This window comes from Streptomyces sp. NPDC058195 (assembly GCF_042883525.1).
Taxonomy (GTDB): domain Bacteria; phylum Actinomycetota; class Actinomycetes; order Streptomycetales; family Streptomycetaceae; genus Streptomyces.
Genome location: NZ_JBHVVM010000002.1, coordinates 426,364 through 450,416 on the forward strand (window position 1 = coordinate 426,364; position 24,053 = coordinate 450,416).

The following is a 24,053-nucleotide window of genomic DNA, read 5'->3' on the forward strand; positions in this document are numbered from 1 at the left end:
TCAGTCAGTCTCTGTTTCTTGTCCGTGCTCTTGCACGTGCTCTTGTACGCGGAGGCGCATGACGAGTGCGTCGATGTTGCCCGGCTGGTAGTAGCCACGGCGGAAGCCGATCGGTTCGAAGCCGAAACGCTCGTACAGCTTCTGGGCCCGGGTGTTGTCGACGCGGACTTCGAGGAGCACCTCGGCGCACTCGAAGGCGGTGGCGTGCTTCAGCAGGTCGGTGAGGAGCGCGGCGCCGAGGCCACCGCCCCAATGGTCGCGGGTGACCCCGATGGTCTGCACATCGGCGAGGTCACCGGCCGCGGCGAGGCCCGCGTAGCCGACGATCCGGCCGTCGGCGGGGTCCTCGGCGACGACGTAGCGGCGGGTGGCCCCGGCGCCCCGGGAGTGCGCCAGCTCCGACCAGAACATGCCGGCCGACCAGGCGTCGTCCGGGAACAGCTCGCTCTCCAGCGCCAGCACCGGATCGATGTCCCACCAGCGCATCTCGCGCAGCACGGCGGTCGGGGTCGTCACTTGGGGGTGACCACCTTGTAGTTCTTCGGCACCTGGGCGTCGGGTCTGCGCAGGTAGAGCGGGAGCGGCGGCAGCAGCTCGGCGCCCTCGGCGAGCCGTTCGGCGGCGAGCGCCGCCAGGGCCCCGGCGCTGACGTGCTCGGGCGTACGGGCGTCCGGGAACGCGTCGGGGTAGAGCGCCGCGCCCGCGCCGACGACGGGCAGCCCCGCCAGCTGTCCGGCGATGTCGGCGGGCCGGTCCACCGCGGGCCCGGCGCTCCGGGTCCGGGCGTTCTCGTACCGCGCCCAGTAGACCTCCTTGCGGCGGGCGTCCGTCGCGACGGCGAACGGGCCCTCAAGCCCGGCCAGGCCCGCCGCGTACGCCAGCCCGTCCAGGGTGCACACACCGTGCACGGGTACGGAGAGGGCGGATCCGAAGGTCGCGGCGGTGACCAGGCCGACCCGCAGCCCGGTGTACGGCCCGGGGCCGACGCCGACGACCACGTCCGTCACGGCGTCGAGTCTCACCCCGGCGTCGGCGAGCACCCGGTCGACGGCGGGCAGCAGCAGTTCCCCGTGTCTGCGGGCGTCGACCTGGCCGGACTCGGCGACGACGGCGGTGCCGTCGTGCAGGGCGACGGTGACGGCGGGGGTGGCGGTATCCAAGGCGAGCAAGAGCACACGAACAGCGTACGGCTCCGTCGACGCGGGCACGGTGCCCTGTCCGGCGTCCCGGTGCGACCGGCCCTGGCTGCTACCGTCACCGTGCACACGCGGGTACGACGTACACGCTAGACGCTTGTATGACATACGGAAGCGAAAGGGGCGCGCACGGTGTCCAAGGGCAGCTCGGGAATCGTGGCCGGGCTCACTGCGGCGGCACTGGCCGCGGTCGGGTTCCTGGCCTTCCAGGCATCGGCCAACGTCCCCGACAACCTGGCGGCCCCCCAGCCCTCGCCTTCCGGCGCGGTCTCGAGCACCGAGGACGCCAAGCCCAAGGAGAAGAAGCCGCGCCCGGCCGCGCTCCCCGCGCACTCCGGCACCGGGCAGCGCGTCGTGTACGCCCTGGAGAGCCGCCGGGTCTGGCTCGTCGACGAGGCCGGGAAGGTGCTCAGGACCTTCCCGGTCATGCCGAGCGCGCTGAGCCCGAAGCCGGGGACGTACCAGGTGGACACCCGTCAGGGCGCCCCGACCAAGGGCTCGGACGGTGTGATGATCGAGCACGTGGTGCGGTTCGCGCTGGTGGACAACGTCGCCATCGGGTTCAGCGCGGCGGTGGACGGGACGATGGAGAGCCCGGACCCGACGCTGAAGACGGGCGGCGTGCGGATGGGCCGGGACGACGGGGACGTCCTGTGGGAGTTCGCCGGGGTGAACACCAAGGTGATCGTCGTCCCGTAACGCCCCGAGGGCTGTCCCGTACGTCCCTGGCGGATCAGCGTGCGGCGTCGGACGCGGTGCCTCGCACGGCGGAGGGACGCCCGAATACCGGATGCATCCGGGCGTTCCGGCAACGCGGCGAGGTGCCGTGGCTGTCCTCGCACGCCCGCCAGGGATGACGCCTCAGGAGGCCCGTTCGAGGCCCGGGTCCGCGCGGGGCGCCGGGGTGACGGCGGGCACGGACGCGGCGGCCGGGGCCTCCTCCCGCCCGTCCCCGGACGGCGGTGTGGAGACCGCCGTGGCCGCGGCACAGGCCGCCAGCAGGTCCTTCATCGACGGCGGCGTCGTTTCGTGTTCGGCGGACATCGTCATGGATGCCTCCTGAGGCTCTGGTGGAAGGCGTGGTTAGGCAGACCTAACTCCGCTCTCGTCATCCATGTGAACACGCCCGCCCCGCCGCGCGCAACAATATGCCGACAGCCTGTCGGAATCCGGCCCCGCGCTCCCCCGGCGCCTCGCCCCCGAAGCGCCGGGCCGCCCGGTCTCAGACCTCGCGCAGTCCCGCCCAGCGCGCCCCGGTCCCGATCAGGGTCACGGCGCGCCGCTCGTCGTCCGTGTCGCCGACCGCACGTTCGATGACCACCCGCAGACGGTCCTCGGACAGCTCCTCCACCTTGCCGTCGCCCCACTCCACGACCACCACGGAGTCCGGCAGCGACACGTCCAGGTCCAGGTCCTCCATCTCGTCGAGCCCGCCGCCCAGGCGGTACGCGTCGACGTGTACCAGGGCCGGGCCGCCGCCCAGCGGGGGGTGGACGCGGGCGATCACGAAGGTGGGGGACGTGACCGCGCCGCGGACGCCCAGGCCCTCGCCGAGCCCCCGGGTCAGCGTCGTCTTCCCGGCGCCCAGCTCGCCGCTGAGCATCACGAGGTCACCGGGGCGCAGGACCGCGGCGATCCGGCGGCCCAGCTCCTGCATCTGTTCGGGGGATTCGACGGCCAGGTCCACGGAGACCGTGTCCGGTGCGGCGGTGTCGCCCGCCTCAGTCGCCGTGCTGGTGTGCGGTGCTTCCATGTCCGCCCACGTTAGTCGCTGCCGGTACCGCTCCGACGCGTACCAGCAGGTCCGCAAGCCGGTCCGTGACCGTCTCGGGATGCTCCAGCATCACCAGGTGACCGGCGTCCGGCACGATGACCAGCTCCGCGTCCGGGAGCTGGTCGGCGATGACCTCGCTGTGCGAGCTGGGCGTGATGAGGTCCTTGTCACCCGCCAGGATCAGCACCGGCACCGAGCGGAAGGCGGGCAGCGCGCCGCTCTCGTCGTGCTCGGTGAACGCGGGGTAGAACTCGGCGACCACATCGATCGGGGTGGACTCGATCAGCCGCTCGGCGAACCGTTCCACCACCGGATCGACGTCCCGCGAGCCGAACGAGTACCGCTTGATCAGCCCGGCGAAGAGGTCCGCGGTCGCCCGGCGGCCCCGCTCCACCAGCTCCGTCTGCGAGCCCAGCGCCCTGAGCACCCCGGGCAGCACCCGCCGCACCGCGTTCACGCCCGCGGTCGGCAGCCCGAAGGTGACCTCGCCGAGCCGTCCGCTGGACGTGCCGACGAAGGCGACCGCGGCGACCCGGTCCCGGATGAGCTCGGGGTACCGGGCGGCCAGCGCCATCACCGTCATGCCGCCCATCGAGTGCCCGACCAGCACCAGCCTGCCCTCGGGGGCCGCCGCGTCGATGACCGCCTTCAGATCCCGGCCCAGCTGGTCGATGCCGAGGGGGACGCCGTCCGTCTGGGCCCGGCCGCGCTCCGAGCGGCCGTGGCTGCGCTGGTCCCAGTGGACGGTGCGGACCAGGCCGCGCAGCGCCGCCCGCTGGAAGTGCCAGGAGTCCTGGCTGAGGCAGTAGCCGTGGCTGAAGACGACGGTGACGGGCGCGGGGTCCTTACGGCCGAAGAGCCTGCGGCGGCGGGGGCCGGGGGCGGACGCGGTGCTCCCCGGGCCGCCGTCCGCCTCGCCTCCGTCGCCCTCTTCGACCTCGTCGACCTCGTAGTACAGCTCGGTGCCGTCGTCGGCCGCGGCCCGGCCCGGCAGCCCGCGCAGCGAGCCGTAGGGGCCCGTGGTGTCCAGTGCCAGCCGGGCCTTCCTGCGCATGCTCCGGCCGACGGTGAGCCGCTCGACCGCGACACCGGCGGCGGCACCGGCCGCGAGCACGCCTATGGCCGCACCGGCGATGCCCGCCCGGCGCCAGCCGGCCGCCGAGGCGGCCGTCACCGCCGCGTCCCCCGCACCGCTCTCGCTCACCGTGCCGCGCTCCTTGTCGGTCCGTCGCTCATGTCCGCCGGGTCAGGCCCCGGGCCCGCCGTCCGGGTCAGGCCCCGGCCGGGACGCCGTTCAGATGCACCCTGGGTACGCGGGTGCCGATCCGGGTGACGATCTCGTACGCGATCGTGTCGGCCGCCCGCGCCCAGTCCTCGGCGGTGGGCTCGCCCCGGTCCCCCGCGCCGAAGAGCACCGCCTCGCTGCCGACCTCGACCACGTCGCCCTCCAGGTCGACGACGAACTGGTCCATGGCCACCCGGCCCGCGACCCGCCGCACCGAGCCGCCGACCAGGACCGGGCCCCGGCCGGAGGCATGGCGCGGGATGCCGTCCGCGTAGCCGACCGGCACCAGGCCCAGGGTGGTCCCGGTGCTGGTCGTGTAGTGGTGGCCGTAACTGATCCCGTGACCGGCCGGCACCTGCTTGACCAGGGCCACCGAGGCGACGAGCCGCATCACGGGGCGCAGCCCGAAGTCGGCCGGGGTGCCCAGCTCCGGGCTGGGCGAGATGCCGTACATCGCGATCCCGGTGCGCACCAGGTCGAAGTGGGCCTCGGGGAGCGTCAGCGTCGCCGGGGAGTTGGCCATGTGCCGCACCTCGGGCCGGACGCCCGCCTTCTCGGCGTACGCCACCATGTCCCGGAAGGCGGTCAGCTGGGCCTGGATGGAGGGGTGGCCGGGCTCGTCGGCACAGGCGAAGTGGGACCACAGGCCGGTGATCCTGAGGGTGCCCGCCTCCTCGGCGGCACGGGCGGCGCCGACCAGTTCCGGCCAGTCGGCGGGCTGGCAGCCGTTGCGGCCCAGGCCGGTGTCGGCCTTGAGCTGGACACGGGCCGGGACGCCCGCCCCGGTGGCAGCGGCGACGACCTCGCGCAGCGCCCACATCCCGCTCACCGATACGTCGATGTCGGCCTCGATCGCCTCGCGCCAGGGGCCGCCCGGCGTCCACAGCCAGCACATGACCCGGCCGCCGAGCCCGGCCTCCCGCAGCGCCAGCGCCTCGTGCGGGGTCGCGGTGCCCAGCCAGGTCGCCCCGGCCTCCAGCGCGGCACGGGCGCAGGGCACCGCTCCGTGCCCGTACGCGTCGGACTTGACGACGGCCATGAGCTGCGCGCCCCCTGCCCGAGCGCGCAGCACACGCACGTTGGCGCGCAGTGCGGCGAGGTCGATCTCGGCTCGGGCTCTCAAGGACGCTGTCTCGTTCATCGCGCCCAGTCTCTCAGAGCCCGGGGGCGGGGCTGGTGGGCGTCCGGCTCAGCGGCGGTGGCGCAGCGCGTGCTCCAGGTGGTCGACGAGGACCGGGACGTGGCTGTGCTCCACGTCCTTGACGGCGGTGACCAGTGTCACCGGGCCGCCCTCCTCGACGAGTTCGACCAGCTCCCGGACGGCCGCCTCGTGGACCGGGTCGGTCAGTTCGGTCCGGTAGCGCTCGGCGAACTCGTCGTAGCGGGTGCCGGTACGGTCCGCGTGGTACCAGGAACGCAGCTCGGACGAGGGGGTGACGTCCTTGAGCCACTTGTCGATCGCGGCGCGCTCCTTGGACTCGCCGCGCGGCCAGAGCCGGTCGACCAGGACGCGGGTGCCGTCGGCGTCCTCCTTCGGCTCGTACACCCGGCGTACGCGTACGTCGCTGCTGGCCACGGAGTACCTCCTGCCTGGGGTCCTGGGGTCCTGGGGTCCTGCGGTCCTGCGGTCCTGCGGTCCTGCGGTCCTGCGGTCCTGCGGTCCTGCGGTCAGGATCGCTCAGGCCCGGACGTCCCGCCATGCCGCGGGAATCGCTTCGGCGACGTCCTGGGCGGTGACCGGGCCGCCGTCCGCGGCGCGACGGGCGGCGAGTCCGTGCAGGTGGGCACCGGTGGACGCGGCGTCGCGCGGGTCGAGGCCCGCGGCCAGCAGGGAGCCCGTCAGCCCGGAGAGCACGTCGCCGCTGCCCGCGGTGGCCAGCCAGGGCGTGCCGGTCGGGTTGACCCGTACCGGAACGTCCGGGTCCGGGGCGGCGACCAGGGTCGTCGAACCCTTGAGCAGGACCGTGGCGCGGTAGCGTGCGGCCAGTTCCCGTACGGCGGTCAGCCGCCCCGCCTCGACCTCGTCACGGGTGGCGCCGAGCAGCGCGGCGGCCTCCCCGGCGTGCGGGGTGAGCACGGTCGGCGCGGGGCGGGCCCGGACCGCGGCGACGTCCAGCAGCCGCAGCCCGTCCGCGTCCACCAGCACCGGGACCTCGGCCGCCAGTACGTTCCGGACCGCCTCGGAGGCCTCCGAGCCGTCACCGATCCCGGGTCCGACGACCCAGGACTGCACCCGCCCCGCCCGCGACGGCGGCCCGGCGTGCACCAGCGTCTCCGGATGCCGGGCGATCACCGCGTCCGCGCCCGGACCGACGTACCGCACCGCACCGGCCCCGCCCCGCAGCGCCCCGGAGACGGCCAGCACCGCCGCGCCCGGATAGCGGGCGGACCCGGCGACGACGCCGACGACCCCGCGCCGGTACTTGTCGCTCTCGGCGGCCGGCTCCGGCAGCAGCGCGGCGACATCCGCGTACTGGAGCGCCTCCAGCTCGGGCACGGCGGGCAGTTCGGGGCCGAGCCCGATGTCGACGAGGTGCAGCGCCCCGGTCCGTTCGGCGGCCGGGTCGACGAGCAGGCCCGGCTTGTACGTGCCGAAGGTGACCGTCACATCGGCGCGGACCGCCTCGCCGCGCACCTCCCCGGTAGCGGCCTCGACCCCGCTGGGCAGGTCCACGGCGACGAGGGGCGCGCCGGTGGCCGCCAGGGACCGCACGAGGACGGCGGCCTCCGGGCGCAGTCCGCCCCGGCCGCCGATGCCCGTGATGCCGTCCACCAGCAGATCGAGGTGGCCGCCCCACAGGTCCGGGCCCCGGAGATCCGTGTCGTCCGCGGTGCGCCCCCCTGCGGCGCGGAGTGCCGCCAGGCCACCCGGGTGGGCGCGGTCGGGCGCGGTGAGCACGGCGCGTACTCCGGCGCCCCGCCGGGCGAGGAGCGCGCCCGCGTACAGCGCGTCACCCCCGTTGTCGCCGCTGCCGACCAGGAGGACGACCCGGGCCCCGTACACCCGGCCGCGCCCGCGCAGGACGTCGGTGCAGACGGCGGCGAGCCCGGCGGCGGCGCGGCGCATCAGGGTTCCCTCGGGGAGCCGGTCCATCAGGGCCCGCTCGGCGGCCCGTACGGTCTCGACGCTGTAGGCGGTACGCATGTGCTCAACCCTCCGCGATCACCACGGCCGACGCCACCCCCGCGTCGTGGCTCAGCGAGACGTGCCAGTGCCGTACGCCCAGTTCGGCGGCGCGGGCGGCGACGGTGCCGCGGACCCGCAGCCGGGGCTGCCCGCTGTCCTCGACGTACACCTCGGCGTCGGTCCACAGCAGCCCCGCGGGCGCGCCGAGCGCCTTCGCCAGGGCCTCCTTCGCGGCGAACCGGGCGGCGAGCGAGGCGATCCCGCGCCGCTCGCCGCTGGGCAGCGTCAGCTCCTGTTCCACGAAGAGCCGTTCGGCCAGCTGGGGCGTGCGCTCCAGCGCGGCGTCGAACCGTTCGATCTCGGCCACGTCGATCCCGACCCCGATGATCACGCGCGTTCCCCTCATCCCTCGCCGGGCGGCCCGCTCGCCGCCCGGCTACTCCACGGTCACGGACTTCGCCAGATTGCGCGGCTGGTCCACGTCGTTGCCGCGGGCCCGTGCCAGCTCGCAGGCGAAGACCTGGAGCGGCACGGTCGAGACCAGCGGCTGAAGCAGCGTAGGCGTAATGGGGACGCGGATCAGATGGTCGGCGTACGGGGCCACCGTCTCGTCGCCCTCCTCGGCGATGACGATGGTGCGGGCGCCGCGGGCCCGGATCTCCTGGATGTTCGACACGATCTTGTCGTGCAGCACCGACCGGCCGCGCGGCGCGGGCACCACCACGACGACCGGGAGGCCCTCCTCGACGAGCGCGATCGGCCCGTGCTTGAGCTCTCCGGCGGCGAACCCCTCGGCGTGCATGTACGCGAGTTCCTTCAGCTTCAGCGCGCCCTCCAGGGCCACCGGGTAGCCGACGTGGCGGCCCAGGAAGAGGACGGTGCCGCGGTCGGCGAGGGAGCGGGCCAGGGCCCGTACCGGCGCCATGTCCGCCAGGACGCGCTCGACGGCGCCGGGGACCGCGGAGAGCTGGCGGACGACGGTGCGGATCTCGTCGCCCCACTTCGTGCCCCGGACCTGGCCCAGGTACAGCGCGACCAGATAGCAGGCCACCAGCTGGGTGAGGAAGGCCTTGGTGGAGGCGACGGCGACCTCGGGCCCGGCGTGCGTGTAGAGCACGGCGTCGGACTCCCGGGGGATGGTGGAGCCGTTGGTGTTGCAGATCGCGAGGACCCGGGCGCCCTGCTCGCGGGCGTGCCGCAGCGCCATCAGGGTGTCCATCGTCTCGCCGGACTGCGAGATCGCCACGACCAGGGTGCGGTGGTCGAGGATCGGGTCGCGGTAGCGGAACTCGCTGGCCAGCTCGGTTTCACAGGGGACGCGGGTCCAGTGCTCGATGGCGTACTTGGCGATCATCCCGGCGTGGAAGGCGGTGCCGCAGGCCACGATGACGATCTTGTCGATCTCGCGCAGCTCGTGCGGCGGGATGCGGACCTCGTCGAGGCGGAGCGAGCCCTCGCCGTCGGTCCGGCCGAGCAGCGTGTCGGCGACGGCCTGGGGCTGCTCGGCGATCTCCTTGTCCATGAAGGAGTCGTGGCCGCCCTTCTCGGCGGCGGAGACGTCCCAGTCCACGTGGTACGCGCGGACCTCGGCGGGCCGCCCGTCGAAGCCGGTGACGGTGACCCCTTCGCGGCGCAGCTCGACCACCTGGTCCTGGCCCAGCTCGATCGCGGAGCGGGTGTGCGCGATGAACGCGGCGACGTCGGAGGCCAGGAACGACTCGCCCTCCCCCACCCCCACCACCAGCGGGGAGTTGCGCCGCGCCCCGACCACCGTGTCCGGCGCGTCCGCGAGTACGGCGACGAGCGTGAAGGCGCCTTCGAGGCGGCGGCAGACCTGGCGCATGGCCTCCGCCGGGTCGGCGCAGGAGGAGTAGGCCTCGGCGAGGAGATGGGCGACGACCTCGGTGTCGGTCTCGGAGGCCAGATCGTGGCCGCGTCCGGCGAGTTCGGCGCGCAGGGCGGCGAAGTTCTCGATGATCCCGTTGTGCACGACGGCCACCCGGCCCGCGTTGTCCAGGTGCGGATGGGCGTTGGCGTCGGTGGGGGCGCCGTGGGTGGCCCATCGGGTGTGCCCGATCCCGGTGGTACCGGCCGGGAGCGGCGCCTCGGTCAGCGCCTTCTCCAGGTTGACGAGCTTGCCCGCCTTCCTGGCGGCGGCCAGCCCGCCGTCCGCGAGCACAGCGAGCCCCGCCGAGTCGTAGCCCCGGTACTCCAGGCGCTTCAGACCTGCGAGGACGATGTCCTGCGCCGACTGCCCACCGACGTAACCGACGATTCCGCACATACCGTTCCTTTCCCTGCCTGTTCGCCCCCTCTTCCCGCATCGTCGCAGAAGCCCCACGGCACGGCGGGGAGGACGGCGGCCGCGCCCGGGGCGCGCAACCGAAGCCGTGAACCTTTCCGTCCCCAGCGGGGAACAGGGGGCGTCACGCTTTCCCGCCGAACCCCAGGAGCCGATGTGACGGGACCACCGGCCAGCCCGCACGACGACGACGCCGGGCTGATCGCCCGCTCGCTGGAGGAGCCCGAGACCTTCGCCGGTCTCTACGACCGCCACGCGCCGGAGATCCACCGTTACGCCGCCCGCCGTCTCGGGACGAGCACGGCGGACGACATCACGGCGGACACCTTCCTCATCGCCTTCCGGACCCGGCACCGCTACGACGGCTCCCGCCGCAGCGCCCGTCCCTGGCTGTACGGCATCGCCGCGAACCTCATCGGCAAGCACCGGCGCGGCGAGGAGCGCGGGCTGCGGGCCCTGGCGCGGACCGGCCGTGACCCGGTGGCCGACTCCTGGAGCGAGCGCTGCGACGAGCGGATCTCCGCCCGGACGCCCCTGGCCTCGGCGCTCGCCACGCTCTCCCCGGGCGATCGCCATGTGCTGCTGCTCGTCGCCTGGGCCGACCTCGCCTACCAGGAGGTCGCCGAGGCCCTGGGCATCCCGCTCGGCACCGTACGGTCCCGGCTCAACCGCGCCCGCCGCAAGGTCCGCGAGGCCCTCGGCGCCGATCCCTCGTTCACGCCCGACGCCATGGAGCTGACCTCGTCATGGACGAAATGACCCAGCTGCGCGAGTTCCGCGCCGACGCGCCCGTCCCCGGTCGCGGAGCGCTCGCCCCGGGCCGCCGGCGACTCCTCGACGCCGCCTCGTCGGGCCGCCGCGCCCGGCGGCTGCGGGCCGACTGGCGCCTCGCCGCGGTCGGCGCGGCCGTGGCGATCACCGTCGCGGCGGCGCTCGGCACCCGGATCGTGGACGCCGCCGCGCCCGGCCGTTCCGGCCCCGCCTCGGCGTCCGGGACACTGCGGCTGGAGGACGTGGCCGAGGTGCTGGACCGGGCCGCCGACACCCTGGAGCGGCAGCCGGCCGGGCCGGAGCCGCTCGACGATCAGTGGATCTACACCAGGACGGCGCAGGCGTCCTCCGAAGGCGGCCCGGACGGCGCCTCGCTGAGCCCCGTCACCTACGTGCGCGACTGGGTGCCCTACGACAACTCCGCCGCGGCCAGGAAGGGCGAGGACACCGACTACCGCACCGCGCGCCAGGTCTACCGCACCGCCAACGCGCTGCCCGACGACCCGGTCCGGCTGCTGGAGAGGGCCCGTGCCCTCTACCCGACCGGCCACACGGCCGCGGACCCGCCCGAGACCACGGCCCAGCACAGTTTCCGTGCGGTCAGCCTGATGGTCGGGACCTACCCGATCGCCCCGGCCGCCCTCGCCCGGATCTACCGGGCCACGGCCACCATCCCCGGCGTCCACGTCACCGGCCGCCTGGTGAAGGACGCCGCCGGGCGCGAGGCCATCGCCATCACCCGGAAGGAGGAAGGCCGCCGCGAGCAGCGGGAGATCCTGCTCGACCCGCGCGGCTTCCACTACGCGGGCCGGCGCGCCGTGGTGACCGAGAGCTATACCTACCGGCTCTCCGGCAGAGGAACGCCGGGCCCCGCGTTCAGGCTCACGGCCGGGCAGATCCTGGTCACCGAGGCCCTGGTCGAGGCCTCGGTCGTGGACGGCAAGGGCGAGAAGCCCTGAGCCCCGGGGCCGGTGTCCACCACGGGGGTGCGGACACCGGCCCCGCCGCCGACAACCGCTGCCCGCGGGTGCATGATGACGGCACGGCGATGCCCGTACGCGTTCGCCGTCCGAACACCTGGGGGGGGTGGGCGCGTGTCCGGCGCCGGGGAAACAGACGAAGCACCGCGCAGACCGGCATGGGATCTCCGAGCCCTCCCGCCGCCGCCCCCCGTCCCGGTTGCGCCGCCACCGCCTCAGGCTTCGCCCCGGGTGCCGGTCTGGGCCGGTGTCCTGATAGGCGCGGTCACCGGAGCGGTCCTCGTCGTCCTGGTCCCCCTGAGCCTGATCGTCCTGGTGCTCGGCCTGCGCTACGTGAACGCCCCCCCGGTACCGGACGGCGCCCCGCTCACCCTCACCTCGAACGAACTGACCGGAACCTGGCAGGACGACCGCGGCGGCATCCTCGTCGTCGCCGCGGACGGCAGCCTCAGCGCCACGGAGGCCTGCGGCGACTACCGCGGCTCCGGCAGCGCCGTCGGCTCCGGATCCACGCTCCCGTCCAGGCTCTCCGGGACGGGAGAGTGGAGCGCCTTCGACCGGATAGACCAGGACGGCGGCACCGAAATCACCCTCCGCTTCACCGGCACGTACGACGGCGGGGACATCGGCGGCAGCCTCTACGCCTGGGGCAGCGGCGACGCCCCCGTGCTGTGGACCTCCATCGGCGACCCCGACAACGGGGACCTCTGCGTGCTCAGGAAGGTGGACTGAGCGCGGACGGCCCGGCGTACCCCACGTGACCGAGCCCACCCCCCACCGCGGCCGGACTCCCGCGACAATGAACCCGTGATCACTTCGCCGCCACGGAGCACCCACCGACGCGCCGAGCACGCGGCGACGCCGTACGTCGACCTGTCCCGCGCCGAATGGAGCGCCCTGCGCGACAAGACGCCGCTGCCGCTGACCGCCGAGGAGGTGGAGCGGCTGCGCGGCCTGGGCGACGTCATCGACCTCGACGAGGTACGGGACGTCTACCTGCCGCTCTCCCGGCTCCTCAACCTCTACGTCCAGGCCACCTCGGGCCTGCGCGGCGCGCTGAACACCTTCCTCGGCGACGCGGGCAACGGCCACGGCGCCCAGCGCGGCACCCCGTTCGTCATAGGCGTCGCGGGCAGTGTCGCGGTCGGCAAGTCGACCAGCGCGCGCATCCTCCAGGCGCTGCTGGCCCGCTGGCCCGAGCACCCCCGCGTCGAGCTGGTGACCACCGACGGCTTCCTGCTGCCGATGAGGGAGCTGCGGGCCCGGGGCCTGATGTCCCGCAAGGGCTTCCCCGAGTCGTACGACCGCCGTGCCCTGACCCGCTTCGTCGCCGACATCAAGGCGGGCAAGGACGAGGTGACGGCGCCCGTCTACTCGCACCTGATCTACGACATCGTGCCGGACGAGCGCCTCAGCGTGCGCCGCCCCGACATCCTGATCGTCGAGGGTCTCAACGTCCTCCAGCCCGCGCTGCCCGGCAAGGACGGCCGGACCAGGGTCGGCCTCGCCGACTACTTCGACTTCAGCGTGTACGTGGACGCCCGCACCGAGGACATCGAGAGCTGGTACCTCAACCGCTTCCGCAAACTGCGTGACACGGCGTTCCAGGACCCGTCGTCGTACTTCCGCAGGTACACCCAGGTCTCCGAGGAGGAGGCCATGGAGTACGCGGCGACGATGTGGCGGACCGTCAACAAGCCCAACCTGGTGGAGAACGTCGCCCCCACCCGGGGCCGCGCCACCCTGGTTCTCCGCAAGGGCCCGGACCACAAGGTCCAGCGGCTCTCCCTGCGCAAACTCTGACCGGCACCGGCCGCCGCCTGGGCGGGCCCGCGTCCGCGAACCCGCCTGGCGGCCGTGGGACGGCTCAGCCCAGCGCGGACTTCACCACATCGGCCAGCCGCTCGGCGACGGCCCGTGCCTGCTCGATGTCGGCGGCCTCGACCATGACCCGCACCAGCGGCTCCGTGCCCGACTGGCGCAGCAGCACCCGGCCGGTGGAGCCCAGCTCGCGCTCGGCCTCGGCGACGGCCGCGGCGATCTCCGGGGAGCTGCCGACCCGGGACTTGTCGACGTCGCGGACGTTGATCAGCAGCTGCGGCAGCCGCTGCATCACCCCGGCCAGGTCGGCGAGCGTACGGCCGGTGGCGGCGACCCGGGCCGCCAGCAGCAGCCCGGTCAGCGTGCCGTCGCCGGTCGTGGCGTGGTCCAGCACGATGACGTGGCCGGACTGCTCGCCGCCGAGCGCGTAGCCCTCGGCCTTCATCGACTCCAGCACGTAACGGTCGCCGACGGCGGTCTGGACGAGCTGGATGCCCTCCCGCTCCATCGCGATCTTGAAGCCGAGGTTGGACATCACGGTGCCGACCACGGTGTCCTTGCGCAGCAGACCCTCCTCGCGCATGGCGAGGGCCAGGACGGCGAGGATCTGGTCGCCGTCGACCTCCTCGCCCGAGGCGTCCACGGCCAGGCAGCGGTCGGCGTCGCCGTCGTGCGCGATGCCGAAGTCGGCGCCGTGCTCGACGACGGCCGCCTTCAGCGGCTCCAGGTGGGTGGAGCCGCAGCCGTCGTTGATGTTCAGGCCGTTCGGGTCGGCCCCGAGGGTGATCACCTCGGCACCCGCCCGCGCGAAGGCCTCCGGCGAGACCCGGGCAGCCGCCCCGTGCGCCTCGTCGAGCACCACCTTCAGCCCGTCGAGCCGGTTCGGCAGGACCGCGACCAGGTGGGCCACGTAACGGTCGAAGCCCTCCGTGTACTCGGTGACCCGCCCCACCCCGGCACCGGTCGGGCGCTCCCACGGCTCACCGCCGCGGTGCTGGCGGTACAGCGTCTCGATCCGGTCCTCCAGCTCGTCGGAGAGCTTGTGACCGCCGCGGGCGATGAACTTGACACCGTTGTCCGGCATGGCGTTGTGGCTCGCGGAGAGCATCACACCGAGGTCGGCGCCCAGTGCGCCGGTGAGGTACGCCACCGCCGGGGTGGGCAGCACACCGACGCGCAGGACGTCCACACCGGCGCTGGCGAGCCCGGCCACCACCGCGGCTTCCAGGAACTCTCCGGAGGCCCGTGGATCCCGGCCCACCACGGCGGTCGGCCGGGCCCCGTCGTGGGTGCCGTGCTCGGCGAGAACATGCGCCGCCGCGACCGAGAGACCGAGCGCCAGCTCGGCCGTCAGATCCGCATTGGCGACACCGCGCACACCGTCCGTGCCGAAGAGTCGTCCCACTGGTGTCCTCCGAAGATGCTCCGAAACCGCACAACCAAATCAACCAAAGCGGCACAGCACACGGCGCGCACAACACCGCACACCCGCCACCGGTTCCCGCGACACCACGTGATCGACGCAATGCCGCAGAAAAGAGCCTATGAACGCCTTATGCCGTTATACGCCCGGGGGTGCCGATAAACGAACGCCCCGGCAGCACGAGGTGTGCCGCCGGGGCGAACGTGTACAGCAGGTAAGCAGGCGGATTAGCGCTTGCTGTACTGCGGGGCCTTACGGGCCTTCTTGAGACCGGCCTTCTTGCGCTCGACCGCACGGTCGTCGCGGGAGAGGAAGCCGGCCTTCTTCAGCGCGGGACGGTTGTTGTCCACGTCGGCCTCGTTCAGCGCACGGGCCACGCCGAGGCGCAGGGCACCGGCCTGACCCGAGACGCCGCCACCCGAGATGCGGGCGATGACGTCGTAGCGGTCGTCAAGCTCAAGCACCTTGAAGGGCTCGTTGACTTCCTGCTGGTGCACCTTGTTGGGGAAGTAGTCCTCAAGGGTGCGACCGTTGATCTTCCACTTGCCGGAGCCCGGAACGATCCGGACGCGGGCGATGGCGTTCTTCCGACGGCCCAGGCCGGCGGCGGGCTGCGGGTCGCCGAAGCGGGAGGCCAGCGACTCGCTGGTGTACTCGCCCTCGACGGGAACCTCGGACTCGAAGGTGGTCACCTCGGCGAAGATCTCCTCGCCCTCGGTGCCCTCTACGGGGTTCTCAACAGTGGTCTCGGCCACGATTCTCCTCAGATCTTTCTTTTGGTCTTAGGGGGGAGGCCGGAACTACTGCGCGACCTGGGTGATCTCGAACGGGACCGGCTGCTGAGCAGCGTGCGGGTGCTGGTCGCCCGCGTAGACCTTGAGCTTCGAGAGCACCTGACGGCCCAGGGTGTTCTTGGGGATCATGCCCTTGATGGCCTTCTCGACAGCCTTCTCAGGGTTCTTGGCGAGAAGCTCGTCGTAACGGACGGAGCGGAGACCACCCGGGAACCCGGAGTGGCGGTACGCCATCTTCTGGGTCTTCTTGTTGCCGGACAGGTGAACCTTGTCGGCGTTGATGATGATGACGAAGTCGCCCATGTCCATGTGGGGGGCGTAGATCGCCTTGTGCTTGCCGCGGAGGAGGTTCGCGGCCGTGGTCGCCAGACGGCCCAGGACGATGTCCTGAGCGTCAATGATGTGCCACTGGCGAGTGACATCGCCGGGCTTGGGGCTGTACGTACGCACTTCGTAGCCTTCGCTTCTTCAGTGGATGGGGTCCATATACACGACACCTCTGAAGCGATCATGCAGCTGGGGCCCACAATGCCGGGAACGCTGCCCGTATGCGAGCCACTGGTAACTGCTCCAGAGAACTTACGCAGGGGCCCTTCGCGTGAGAACACGCAGCCCATGCGCATAACAACCGCAGACACTACCCGCCCCGCCCCGGACGGGTCAAAACGTGCCGCCCCTACCGCGCCCGCCGCACCCTGCGCTCGTCCCACACCGGCTCCGCCGTCTCGCGCACCTCGCCGTCCGACCCGAAGACGAGATAACGGTCGAAGGACTTCGCGAACCAGCGGTCGTGGGTGACGGCGAGCACCGTCCCCTCGTACGCCTCCAGCCCCTCCTGCAACGCCTCGGCCGACTCCAGGTCCAGGTTGTCCGTCGGCTCGTCCAGGAGCAGCGCGGTCGTGCCGGCCAGCTCCAGGAGCAGGATCTGGAAGCGGGCCTGCTGCCCGCCGGACAGCTTCTCGAAGGGCTGGTCGCCCTGGCGCTCCAGCTCGTAGCGGCGCAGCACGGACATCGCGCCGCCGCGGTCCTTGGCGTGTTCCTTCCAGAGGATCTCGACGAGCGTGTGCCCGAGCAGCTCCGGATGGGCGTGGGTCTGCGCGAAGTGGCCCGGCACGACCCGGGCGCCCAGCTTCCAGGCGCCGGTGTGCGCCACGTCCTCACCGGCCAGGAGGCGCAGGAAGTGCGATTTACCGGAGCCGTTGGAGCCGAGCACGGCGACCCGTTCCCCGTAGTAGATCTCCAGGTCGAACGGCTTCATCAGCCCGGTCAGCTCAAGGTTCTCGCAGGTCACGGCCCGTACGCCGGTACGGCCGCCGCGCAGCCGCATGGTGATCTCCTGCTCGCGCGGCGGCTCCGGGGGCGGGCCCGCGTCCTCGAACTTCTTGAAGCGGGTCTGCATCGCCCGGTAGCGGGACGCCATGTCGGGGCTGATCGCCGCCTGCTGGCGCAGCCGGTGGACCAGGGCCTTCAGCCGGGCGTGCTCCTCCTCCCAGCGCCGCAGCAGTTCCTCGAACCGCGCGAACCGGTCCTTGCGCGCCTGGTGGTACGTGCCGAAGCCGCCGCCGTGCACCCAGACGTCGCTGCCGGCCGGACTCGGCTCCACGCTGACGATCTTCTCGGCGGCCCGGGACAGCAGCTCGCGGTCGTGGGAGACGAAGAGGACCGTCTTGCGGGTCTCCCTCAGCTTCTCCTCCAGCCAGCGCTTGCCCGGCACGTCGAGGTAGTTGTCGGGCTCGTCCAGGAGCAGCACCTCGTCGGGGCCGCGCAGCAGGGCCTCCAGCACCAGCCGCTTCTGCTCGCCGCCGGAGAGCGTGCGCACCTCGCGCCACTGCGCCTTCTCGTAGGGCACGCCGAGCGCGGCCGTGGTGCACATGTCCCAGACGGTCTCGGCCTCGTAGCCGCGCGCCTCCGCCCAGTCGCTCAGCGCCTGCGCGTACGTCATCTGCGCGGCCTCGTCGTCGACGGTGAGGATCAGCTCCTCGGCCCGGTCGACCGCCAGGGCCGCCTCCCGGATGCGCGGCGGCGACACGGAGACCAGCAGGTCCCGTACGGTCCGCTCGTCGCGCACGGAGCCCACGAACTGCGGCATCACCCCGAGCCCGCCGCTCACCGAGACCGAGCCGCTCTGCGGCTGGAGGTCCCCGGAGAGCAGTCTGAGCAGCGTCGTCTTGCCCGCACCGTTGGCCCCGACCAGCGCGACCACCGCGCCGTCCGCCACCCGGAACGACACGTCGCCCAGCAGCACCCGCCCGTCCGGCAGGTAGTACTCCAGATGGCCTGCTTCGAGATGTCCCATACCCAGCATTGTCACGGCCCGCGAAGCCCTGGCCCAACCGGTTTACGTCTCCTCTAGGATGCGCGGCATGAGCTATGGGCAAGGGGGGCCCTCCTGGGGGCCCGGGGGCACACAGACTCCGGACTGGACCGCGATGGCCGACGCGTCCGCCGCGCGCAACCGGCGCAAGAAATGGCTGCTGATCGGCGGCGGCGTGCTCGCCACCGCGGCGATCGGCGCGGCCGTCGCCACGGCGGTCATCTCGGCCAACAAGAACGACACCACTCACGGTTCCGGCAAGAACGCGAGCGAGCTGCCCGCGCCCAGCGATCTCCCGGAGGAGACCGCGCAGCCCGAACCGTCCTTCTCCTCGGTGGCCCCGCCGCCTCCGCCGGACCCGAAGGACTACGTCTCCGACGCGAAGAAGGACCGGGCGCCCATCACCGCCGACGCGTTCTTCCCCGGCAAGAAGCTCACGATGGGCGACCGCGTCTACGTCAAGGGCGCGACGCAGCAGACGAAGAACTGCGCCGCCACGACGAAGGGCGCGCTGGGCTCGGTGCTGGTGAACAACGGCTGCGAGCAGGTGATCCGGGCCACGTACAGCAAGGACGGTGTCGCCGTCACCGTCGGCCTCGCGGTGTTCCGGACGGAGGGGCAGGCCAAGAAGGCGGCCCAGCAGTCGAGCGGCAGCATCGCCACCCTGTCCGGCGTGGGCGTACCGGGCTTCTGCCCGGCCGGATCGGTCTGCCGCCGGACCTCCAACTCGTACGGCCGGTACGCCTACTTCGCGATCAGCGGCTTCACCAGCGGCAAGAGCGTCACCACGGCCGACAAGAACGTCTACGCCACCGGTGACGACCTGACGAACTTCACGTTCCGTCAGATCCGCCACCGCGGCGAACTCCAGGCCTCGGCCGCGGCCACCGCCCAGACGGACTGACCGCCCTGACGGCCTCTCAGCAGCAGCCTGCTCCGGGGAGCGTGCGCACGTTGCGCGCCTCCTCGGCGCGGGCGGCCAGCAGCCCGTCGGCGGGGTAGGCCACCTCCTCCAGCGTCAGCCCGTGCGGACGCACCACGTGCACCCCGGGGTCGCGCACCCCGGCCGCGAGCACCTGGGCGGGCCACTCGGCCGGGCGTCGGCCGTCTCCGACGAAGAGCGCGGCCCCGATCAGCGCGCGCACCATGTTGTGGCAGAACGCGTCCGCCTGCACGGTCGCCGTCATGATCCCGGTCGCCCGGTCCCGTTCCCAGCTCAGCTTCTGGAGCGTCCGGATGGTCGTCGCGCCCTCACGCTTCTTGCAGTACGCCGCGAAGTCGTGCTCCCCGGTCATCCGGACGGCCGCCGCGTTCATGGCGTCCACGTCCAACGGCCGGTCGTGCCACAGCACATGACCGCGCACCAGCGGATCCACGCCGCCGGGAGCGTCGCAGACCCGGTACGCGTAACGGCGCCACAGTGCCGAGAACCGCGCGTTGAACCCGGCGGGCGCCGGCGCGATCCGCCGGATGCGGACATCGGGCGCCATCCGCCCGGCCATCCGCCGCAGCAGCTTCTCCCCGTGCTCCGCCCACACCCCGTCCGGCAGGTCCACGTGCGCGACCTGCCCCCGGGCGTGCACCCCGGCATCGGTCCGCCCGGCGACGGTCAGGTCGTACGTCCGCGCCGACCGGGTCACCGTCCGCAGCGCGTCCTCGATCTCCCCCTGGACGGTCCGCCGGGAGGTCTGCTTCGCCCAGCCCGAGAAGTCCTTGCCGTCGTACGCCAGGTCCAGCCGCACCCGTACGGAGCCGGGCTCCACTTCGTCACTCACCCCAGGTCCCTTTCCGCGGGTTCTCACAGCCGCTCTCAGCTGCATACGGAACGGGCCCGCACCGCCCCGAAGGGTGATGCGGGCCCGTCCAGTGGTCTCAGAACGCTCAGGCGTCCTTGGACTCGGCGTCGTCGGCAGGCTTGGCGTCCTCGACGACCTCGGCCTCGGCCGCGTCCTTCTTGAGGGCGTCTTCCTTGACCGCGCGCTTGGTGGCGGCCTCGGCCTCACCGGTGGCCTGCTGGGCCACGGTCAGCGCCTCGACCAGCTCGATGACCGCCATCGGGGCGTTGTCGCCACGACGGTTGCCGATCTTGGTGATACGGGTGTAACCACCGGGGCGGTTCTCGTACCGCGGGGCGATCTCGGTGAAGAGCGTGTGAACGATGCCCTTGTCCGTGATCGACTGCAGCACCAGGCGACGGTTGTGGATGTCGCCCTTCTTCGCCTTGGTGATGAAACGCTCGGCGACCGGACGCAGGCGACGGGCCTTGGCCTCGGTCGTGGTGATGCGGCCGTGCTCGAACAGCGACTTCGCGAGGTTGTTGAGAAGAAGCTTCTCGTGCGCAGCGCTGCCGCCCAGACGGGCACCCTTGGCGGGCTTCGGCATGGTGTTTCTCCTTGTGTGCTGCACCGGCCGTATCAGGTACCGGTGTCAGTTCCCGCGCGGCGGACGCCACGCGGAAGATCAAGAACCCGGCCGGGCGGGAAGCCCGGCCGGGGGGTGGATCAGTACTGCTCGGTCTCCACGAAACCGGCGTCCGCGTCGTCGTCGGCGCCGAAGGCGTCAGCGGCGGCGGTCGGGTCGAAGCCGGGAGGCGAGTCCTTCAGCGCGAGGCCCATACCGGCCAGCTTCGCCTTGACCTCGTCGATCGACTTCGCACCGAAGTTGCGGATGTCGAGCAGGTCGGCCTCGGAACGGGCCACGAGCTCACCCACGGAGTGGATGCCCTCGCGCTTGAGGCAGTTGTACGAGCGGACCGTGAGCTCCAGCTCCTCGATCGGCAGTGCCAGATCGGCGGCGAGCGCGGCGTCCGTCGGCGACGGGCCCATGTCGATGCCCTCGGCGTCGATGTTGAGCTCGCGCGCCAGACCGAACAGCTCGACCAGGGTCTTGCCGGCCGACGCCATGGCGTCACGGGGACGCATGGCCTGCTTGGTCTCGACGTCGACGATCAGCTTGTCGAAGTCGGTGCGCTGCTCGACACGGGTCGCCTCGACCTTGTACGTGACCTTGAGCACCGGCGAGTAGATGGAGTCGACCGGGATGCGGCCGATCTCCTGGCCCGCCTGCTTGTTCTGGACGGCGGAGACGTAGCCGCGACCGCGCTCGACGGTCAGCTCCATCTCCAGCTTGCCCTTGCCGTTGAGCGTGGCGAGGACCAGGTCCGGGTTGTGCACCTCGACACCGGCCGGCGGGGCGATGTCGGCAGCGGTGACCAGGCCGGGGCCCTGCTTGCGCAGGTACATCACGACCGGCTCGTCGTGCTCCGAGGAGACGACCAGCTGCTTGATGTTGAGGATGAGGTCGGTGACGTCCTCCTTGACGCCCGGCACGGTGGTGAACTCGTGCAGGACACCGTCGATCCGGATGCTGGTGACCGCGGCACCGGGGATCGAGGAGAGGAGCGTACGGCGGAGGGAGTTGCCGAGGGTGTAACCGAAGCCCGGCTCCAGCGGCTCGATCACGAACCGGGAGCGGAACTCGTCGACGACCTCTTCGGTCAGCGACGGACGCTGAGCGATAAGCATGGGGAGATCCTTCAGTCGTGGGCACCCACTATTTGATGCCCGACAGATGAAACAAGGATACGGGCGGCATGCCCCGGAAGGGACATACCGCCCGCATCCGCGTCACTGGCGCACGGCCATCACCGGCCGTGACGCATCAGACGCGACGGCGCTTCGGCGGACGGCAGCCGTTGTGCGGCGTCGGGGTGACGTCCTGGATCGAGCCGACCTCCAGGCCCGTGGCCTGGAGCGAACGGATCGCGGTCTCGCGGCCGGAGCCCGGACCCTTCACGAAGACGTCAACCTTGCGCATGCCGTGCTCCTGCGCGCGGCGGGCGGCCGACTCGGCGGCCATCTGCGCGGCGAAGGGGGTGGACTTGCGCGAGCCCTTGAAGCCGACGTGGCCGGCGGAGGCCCAGGAGATCACGTTGCCCGAGGGGTCCGTGATCGAGACGATGGTGTTGTTGAACGTGCTCTTGATGTGCGCGTGGCCGTGAGCGACGTTCTTCTTTTCCTTGCGACGCACCTTCTTGGCTGCGCCCTGACGACCCTTGGGGGGCATGTCTTGACTCCAGATGGAGAGGGGAGGTGATCGGTCCTACAGCGAAGACCGCTGGTTGCTGCGGATGCCCGGTGACCGGACGACCGCAGTGCGTCCGCTGAGGACTACTTCTTGCCCGGCTTCTTCTTGCCGGCGATCGCGCGACGCGGGCCCTTGCGGGTACGAGCGTTCGTGCTGGTGCGCTGGCCGTGGACCGGCAGACCGCGGCGGTGACGCAGACCCTGGTAGCAGCCGATCTCGACCTTGCGGCGGATGTCGGCCTGGATCTCGCGGCGGAGGTCACCCTCGGTGCGGAGGTTGGCGTCCACGTACTCGCGGATCTTGACCAGGTCCTCTTCGGCCAGGTCGCGAACACGAGCGTTCGGGTTCACGTCGGTGGCGGCGAGGATCTCCTTGGACCGGGTACGCCCGATGCCGAAGACGTAGGTGAGGGCAACCTCCACGCGCTTTTCGCGCGGGATGTCAACACCTGAAACGCGTGCCATTCAATGGCTCCAGTTGTTCGTTCGGGGGTCTTCCGCAGTGCCGCTCCTGAACGCCGACCGCTCGGGAGGAGAGGTGGTACGCCCAGGTCCCCGGCCCCCGCCGGAGGTGTCGTCAGCCGAAGCGTGGACGGGCTCTGCGTATGTACGTATTACGTGCGTCGCGCGAAGTGCTGCGAGATGCAGGTGGTCGTGCGTCAGCCCTGGCGCTGCTTGTGGCGCAGGTTGTCGCAGATGACCATGACCCGACCGTGACGGCGGATCACCTTGCACTTGTCGCAGATCTTCTTGACGCTCGGCTTGACCTTCATGGGATGTCAGGTTCTCCGGGTCAGTGCCGTCGCCTCGCGAATGCGGGGCGGAGGCAAGATCTACTTGTAGCGGTAGACGATCCGGCCACGCGTCAGGTCGTACGGAGAGAGCTCCACCACGACCCGGTCATCCGGGAGGATACGGATGTAGTGCATCCGCATCTTGCCGCTGATGTGCGCGAGGACCTTGTGACCGTTCTGGAGTTCCACCTTGAACATGGCGTTCGGGAGGGACTCGATCACGGTGCCCTCGATTTCGATGGCACCTTGCTTCTTGGCCACGCTTCGCCTTTCGAATCGGCTACCTTGATCAACTCTCGGCATCGCATGCGGACATACCGATGCACGACAGCCGACGAGTCAGTCTACGTCAGCGGACCCCAAAAGACGAATCCGTCAAGTTTGCCCAGCCGGGGAGATCCTTAGACCTCGGGTGAACGCCCGGCTTCTGCCCCACGGACTCAGCCCAGCGGGTCCGGCGCCACCTCGATGCCGTACGGGGCCAGCCGCGCACGGCCGCAGTCGGGGGCGGTGAGGACCAGGGGGCCCTGCTCGGTGAGGGCGATGGAGTGCTCCCAGTGGGAGGACCAGGTTCCGTCCGTCGTGATCACGGTCCAGTCGTCCTGGAGCACCTCGGTCTGCGCCGTGCCGAGCGAGACCATCGGCTCGATGGCCAGGCAGACACCCGGAACGAGCTTGATGCCCTTGCCACGCTTGCGGGCGACGTAGTTCAGCAGATGCGGGTCCATGTGCATCTCGGTGCCGATGCCGTGGCCGCCGTAGTCCTCGATGATCCCGTACTTGCCGGTGGCGGGGCGGGGCTGGCGGCGGATGTAGGACTCGATCGCCTTCGAGATGTCGACGAGGCGGTTGTTCACCTTCATCGCGGCGATTCCGGCCCACATGGACTCCTCGGTCACCCGGGAGAGCTCGACCAGCTCCGGAGCGTGTCCGGTGCCCACGAAGGCGGTGTACGCGGCGTCGCCGTGCCAGCCGTCGACGATCGCACCGGCGTCGATGGAGATGATGTCGCCGTCCTTGAGGACGGTCTTCTCGTCCGGGATGCCGTGGACGACGACCTCGTTGACCGAGGTGCAGATCGTCGCGGGGAAGCCGCCGTACCCGAGGAAGTTCGACTTCGCCCCGTGGTCGGCGATCACCTTGCGGGCGACCTGGTCGAGGTCGTGCGTGGTGGCGCCGGGCACCGCCGCCTCGCGGGTGGCCGCGTGAATGGCAGCGACCACCAGCCCCGCCTCACGCATCTTGGCGATCTGCTCGGGGGTCTTGATCTGCACCATTGCGCGGCGCCTCTCTGCGTCGGTCCGTCGATCTGCGTCGAACGGTGATGTCTGCGGCGTACTCGTTCCACGATACGGCGCACGCAGTCGGCCGCGGCGCCCATGGGCGC

28 protein-coding genes are annotated in these 24,053 nt (G+C 71.8%); 6 read left to right on the plus strand and 22 right to left on the minus strand.

Features of this window, described 5'->3' with window-relative positions:
• Complete coding sequence (gene rimI, locus ACFVWY_RS03965; RefSeq protein WP_389867039.1) at window positions 1-516, minus strand: ribosomal protein S18-alanine N-acetyltransferase; 516 nt, start codon at window positions 514-516, stop codon at window positions 1-3.
• Window positions 513-1,175, minus strand: coding sequence for a tRNA (adenosine(37)-N6)-threonylcarbamoyltransferase complex dimerization subunit type 1 TsaB (tsaB, locus tag ACFVWY_RS03970; RefSeq protein WP_389867040.1), 663 nt, complete (start codon window positions 1,173-1,175; stop codon window positions 513-515). Before tsaB ends, rimI begins: the two co-directional genes overlap by 4 nt.
• Before the next feature lie 153 nt (window positions 1,176-1,328).
• On the opposite strand from tsaB, the gene ACFVWY_RS03975 reads away from it, so the two are divergent.
• Window positions 1,329-1,895, plus strand: a complete 567-nt coding sequence (locus tag ACFVWY_RS03975) for a L,D-transpeptidase (protein ID WP_389867042.1) — start codon at window positions 1,329-1,331, stop codon at window positions 1,893-1,895.
• 162 nt (window positions 1,896-2,057) lie between these two features.
• Here the strand turns inward: ACFVWY_RS03975 and ACFVWY_RS03980 are convergent, their stop codons facing one another.
• The 8 genes from ACFVWY_RS03980 to glmS form a co-directional block, all read right to left on the minus strand.
• A complete protein-coding gene (locus ACFVWY_RS03980) occupies window positions 2,058-2,246 on the minus strand; it encodes a hypothetical protein (protein ID WP_389867043.1) in 189 nt (62 codons plus the stop codon).
• A 172-nt stretch (window positions 2,247-2,418) separates the two neighbouring features.
• Window positions 2,419-2,949, minus strand: coding sequence for a tRNA (adenosine(37)-N6)-threonylcarbamoyltransferase complex ATPase subunit type 1 TsaE (gene tsaE / locus ACFVWY_RS03985; RefSeq protein ID WP_389867045.1), 531 nt, complete (start codon window positions 2,947-2,949; stop codon window positions 2,419-2,421).
• Window positions 2,918-4,174 carry an alpha/beta fold hydrolase gene (locus ACFVWY_RS03990; protein ID WP_389867047.1) on the minus strand — a complete coding sequence of 419 codons (1,257 nt, stop codon included), beginning with the start codon at window positions 4,172-4,174 and terminating at the stop codon, window positions 2,918-2,920. Before ACFVWY_RS03990 ends, tsaE begins: the two co-directional genes overlap by 32 nt.
• A gap of 67 nt (window positions 4,175-4,241) precedes the next feature.
• Complete coding sequence (alr, locus tag ACFVWY_RS03995; protein WP_389867049.1) at window positions 4,242-5,396, minus strand: alanine racemase; 1,155 nt, start codon at window positions 5,394-5,396, stop codon at window positions 4,242-4,244.
• A gap of 48 nt (window positions 5,397-5,444) precedes the next feature.
• Window positions 5,445-5,831: a DUF488 domain-containing protein gene (locus ACFVWY_RS04000; RefSeq protein ID WP_389867050.1), complete on the minus strand. Its 387-nt coding sequence runs from the start codon at window positions 5,829-5,831 to the stop codon at window positions 5,445-5,447.
• Between the two features lie 102 nt (window positions 5,832-5,933).
• Window positions 5,934-7,400, minus strand: coding sequence for an NAD(P)H-hydrate dehydratase (locus ACFVWY_RS04005; RefSeq protein ID WP_389867052.1), 1,467 nt, complete (start codon window positions 7,398-7,400; stop codon window positions 5,934-5,936).
• A 4-nt stretch (window positions 7,401-7,404) separates the two neighbouring features.
• A complete protein-coding gene (locus tag ACFVWY_RS04010) occupies window positions 7,405-7,773 on the minus strand; it encodes a holo-ACP synthase (protein WP_389867054.1) in 369 nt (122 codons plus the stop codon).
• A 45-nt stretch (window positions 7,774-7,818) separates the two neighbouring features.
• Window positions 7,819-9,666: a glutamine--fructose-6-phosphate transaminase (isomerizing) gene (glmS, locus tag ACFVWY_RS04015; protein WP_389867056.1), complete on the minus strand. Its 1,848-nt coding sequence runs from the start codon at window positions 9,664-9,666 to the stop codon at window positions 7,819-7,821.
• Window positions 9,667-9,840: 174 nt separating this feature from the next.
• Between glmS and ACFVWY_RS04020 the strand changes: the two genes are divergently transcribed.
• The 4 genes from ACFVWY_RS04020 (at window position 9,841) to coaA (ending at window position 13,238) form a co-directional block, all read left to right on the plus strand.
• A complete protein-coding gene (locus tag ACFVWY_RS04020) occupies window positions 9,841-10,443 on the plus strand; it encodes an RNA polymerase sigma factor (protein WP_389867058.1) in 603 nt (200 codons plus the stop codon).
• Complete coding sequence (locus ACFVWY_RS04025; RefSeq protein WP_389867060.1) at window positions 10,431-11,414, plus strand: CU044_5270 family protein; 984 nt, start codon at window positions 10,431-10,433, stop codon at window positions 11,412-11,414. The genes ACFVWY_RS04020 and ACFVWY_RS04025 overlap by 13 nt, the downstream gene beginning before the upstream one ends.
• A 252-nt stretch (window positions 11,415-11,666) precedes the next feature.
• Window positions 11,667-12,167, plus strand: a complete 501-nt coding sequence (locus ACFVWY_RS04030; RefSeq protein ID WP_389867062.1) for a hypothetical protein — start codon at window positions 11,667-11,669, stop codon at window positions 12,165-12,167.
• A 75-nt stretch (window positions 12,168-12,242) separates the two neighbouring features.
• The gene (gene coaA / locus ACFVWY_RS04035) at window positions 12,243-13,238 is read left to right on the plus strand and encodes a type I pantothenate kinase (RefSeq protein WP_389867064.1); all 996 of its coding nucleotides are present in this window, start codon (window positions 12,243-12,245) and stop codon (window positions 13,236-13,238) included.
• Between the two features lie 64 nt (window positions 13,239-13,302).
• Here the strand turns inward: coaA and glmM are convergent, their stop codons facing one another.
• From glmM to ACFVWY_RS04055, 4 genes are all read right to left on the minus strand, one after another.
• The gene (gene glmM, locus ACFVWY_RS04040; protein WP_389867066.1) at window positions 13,303-14,661 is read right to left on the minus strand and encodes a phosphoglucosamine mutase; all 1,359 of its coding nucleotides are present in this window, start codon (window positions 14,659-14,661) and stop codon (window positions 13,303-13,305) included.
• Between the two features lie 245 nt (window positions 14,662-14,906).
• Window positions 14,907-15,434 (minus strand): 30S ribosomal protein S9, encoded by a 528-nt coding sequence (gene rpsI, locus ACFVWY_RS04045; protein WP_352281038.1) that lies wholly within the window; start codon window positions 15,432-15,434, stop codon window positions 14,907-14,909.
• Window positions 15,435-15,479: 45 nt separating this feature from the next.
• Window positions 15,480-15,923, minus strand: a complete 444-nt coding sequence (rplM, locus tag ACFVWY_RS04050; protein ID WP_006126902.1) for a 50S ribosomal protein L13 — start codon at window positions 15,921-15,923, stop codon at window positions 15,480-15,482.
• Window positions 15,924-16,149: 226 nt separating this feature from the next.
• Window positions 16,150-17,778: an ABC-F family ATP-binding cassette domain-containing protein gene (locus ACFVWY_RS04055; protein ID WP_389867106.1), complete on the minus strand. Its 1,629-nt coding sequence runs from the start codon at window positions 17,776-17,778 to the stop codon at window positions 16,150-16,152.
• A gap of 58 nt (window positions 17,779-17,836) precedes the next feature.
• Between ACFVWY_RS04055 and ACFVWY_RS04060 the strand changes: the two genes are divergently transcribed.
• Window positions 17,837-18,691: a hypothetical protein gene (locus tag ACFVWY_RS04060; RefSeq protein WP_389867068.1), complete on the plus strand. Its 855-nt coding sequence runs from the start codon at window positions 17,837-17,839 to the stop codon at window positions 18,689-18,691.
• Between the two features lie 16 nt (window positions 18,692-18,707).
• Here ACFVWY_RS04060 and truA read toward each other — a convergent pair whose 3' ends face one another.
• From truA to map, 8 genes are all read right to left on the minus strand, one after another.
• The gene (gene truA / locus ACFVWY_RS04065; protein WP_389867070.1) at window positions 18,708-19,562 is read right to left on the minus strand and encodes a tRNA pseudouridine(38-40) synthase TruA; all 855 of its coding nucleotides are present in this window, start codon (window positions 19,560-19,562) and stop codon (window positions 18,708-18,710) included.
• A gap of 106 nt (window positions 19,563-19,668) precedes the next feature.
• A complete protein-coding gene (rplQ, locus tag ACFVWY_RS04070; RefSeq protein ID WP_376686012.1) occupies window positions 19,669-20,169 on the minus strand; it encodes a 50S ribosomal protein L17 in 501 nt (166 codons plus the stop codon).
• A 119-nt stretch (window positions 20,170-20,288) separates the two neighbouring features.
• Complete coding sequence (locus tag ACFVWY_RS04075) at window positions 20,289-21,311, minus strand: DNA-directed RNA polymerase subunit alpha (RefSeq protein ID WP_024755423.1); 1,023 nt, start codon at window positions 21,309-21,311, stop codon at window positions 20,289-20,291.
• A gap of 136 nt (window positions 21,312-21,447) precedes the next feature.
• Window positions 21,448-21,852 carry a 30S ribosomal protein S11 gene (gene rpsK, locus ACFVWY_RS04080; RefSeq protein ID WP_003956432.1) on the minus strand — a complete coding sequence of 135 codons (405 nt, stop codon included), beginning with the start codon at window positions 21,850-21,852 and terminating at the stop codon, window positions 21,448-21,450.
• A gap of 104 nt (window positions 21,853-21,956) precedes the next feature.
• Window positions 21,957-22,337 (minus strand): 30S ribosomal protein S13, encoded by a 381-nt coding sequence (rpsM, locus tag ACFVWY_RS04085; protein ID WP_389867072.1) that lies wholly within the window; start codon window positions 22,335-22,337, stop codon window positions 21,957-21,959.
• 194 nt (window positions 22,338-22,531) lie between these two features.
• A complete protein-coding gene (rpmJ, locus tag ACFVWY_RS04090; RefSeq protein WP_003956441.1) occupies window positions 22,532-22,645 on the minus strand; it encodes a 50S ribosomal protein L36 in 114 nt (37 codons plus the stop codon).
• Between the two features lie 60 nt (window positions 22,646-22,705).
• Window positions 22,706-22,927 (minus strand): translation initiation factor IF-1, encoded by a 222-nt coding sequence (infA, locus tag ACFVWY_RS04095; protein WP_003956442.1) that lies wholly within the window; start codon window positions 22,925-22,927, stop codon window positions 22,706-22,708.
• A 179-nt stretch (window positions 22,928-23,106) separates the two neighbouring features.
• Window positions 23,107-23,943: a type I methionyl aminopeptidase gene (gene map / locus ACFVWY_RS04100; protein WP_389867074.1), complete on the minus strand. Its 837-nt coding sequence runs from the start codon at window positions 23,941-23,943 to the stop codon at window positions 23,107-23,109.
• Window positions 23,944-24,053: the final 110 nt, after the last annotated feature.

What these genes read in the sequence shown, in the direction of transcription:
- ACFVWY_RS03980 (WP_389867043.1), bottom strand. Translation starts at nt 2,246, where the DNA reads ATGACGATGTCCGCCGAACACGAAACGACGCCGCCGTCGATGAAGGAC.
- tsaE (WP_389867045.1), bottom strand. Translation starts at nt 2,949, where the DNA reads ATGGAAGCACCGCACACCAGCACGGCGACTGAGGCGGGCGACACCGCC.
- alr (WP_389867049.1), bottom strand. Translation starts at nt 5,396, where the DNA reads ATGAACGAGACAGCGTCCTTGAGAGCCCGAGCCGAGATCGACCTCGCC.
- ACFVWY_RS04005 (WP_389867052.1), bottom strand. Translation starts at nt 7,400, where the DNA reads ATGCGTACCGCCTACAGCGTCGAGACCGTACGGGCCGCCGAGCGGGCC.
- glmS (WP_389867056.1), bottom strand. Translation starts at nt 9,666, where the DNA reads ATGTGCGGAATCGTCGGTTACGTCGGTGGGCAGTCGGCGCAGGACATC.
- ACFVWY_RS04025 (WP_389867060.1), top strand. Translation starts at nt 10,431, where the DNA reads ATGGACGAAATGACCCAGCTGCGCGAGTTCCGCGCCGACGCGCCCGTC.
- ACFVWY_RS04055 (WP_389867106.1), bottom strand. Translation starts at nt 17,778, where the DNA reads ATGCTGGGTATGGGACATCTCGAAGCAGGCCATCTGGAGTACTACCTG.
- ACFVWY_RS04060 (WP_389867068.1), top strand. Translation starts at nt 17,837, where the DNA reads ATGAGCTATGGGCAAGGGGGGCCCTCCTGGGGGCCCGGGGGCACACAG.
- rplQ (WP_376686012.1), bottom strand. Translation starts at nt 20,169, where the DNA reads ATGCCGAAGCCCGCCAAGGGTGCCCGTCTGGGCGGCAGCGCTGCGCAC.
- ACFVWY_RS04075 (WP_024755423.1), bottom strand. Translation starts at nt 21,311, where the DNA reads ATGCTTATCGCTCAGCGTCCGTCGCTGACCGAAGAGGTCGTCGACGAG.
- rpsK (WP_003956432.1), bottom strand. Translation starts at nt 21,852, where the DNA reads ATGCCCCCCAAGGGTCGTCAGGGCGCAGCCAAGAAGGTGCGTCGCAAG.
- rpsM (WP_389867072.1), bottom strand. Translation starts at nt 22,337, where the DNA reads ATGGCACGCGTTTCAGGTGTTGACATCCCGCGCGAAAAGCGCGTGGAG.
- rpmJ (WP_003956441.1), bottom strand. Translation starts at nt 22,645, where the DNA reads ATGAAGGTCAAGCCGAGCGTCAAGAAGATCTGCGACAAGTGCAAGGTG.
- map (WP_389867074.1), bottom strand. Translation starts at nt 23,943, where the DNA reads ATGGTGCAGATCAAGACCCCCGAGCAGATCGCCAAGATGCGTGAGGCG.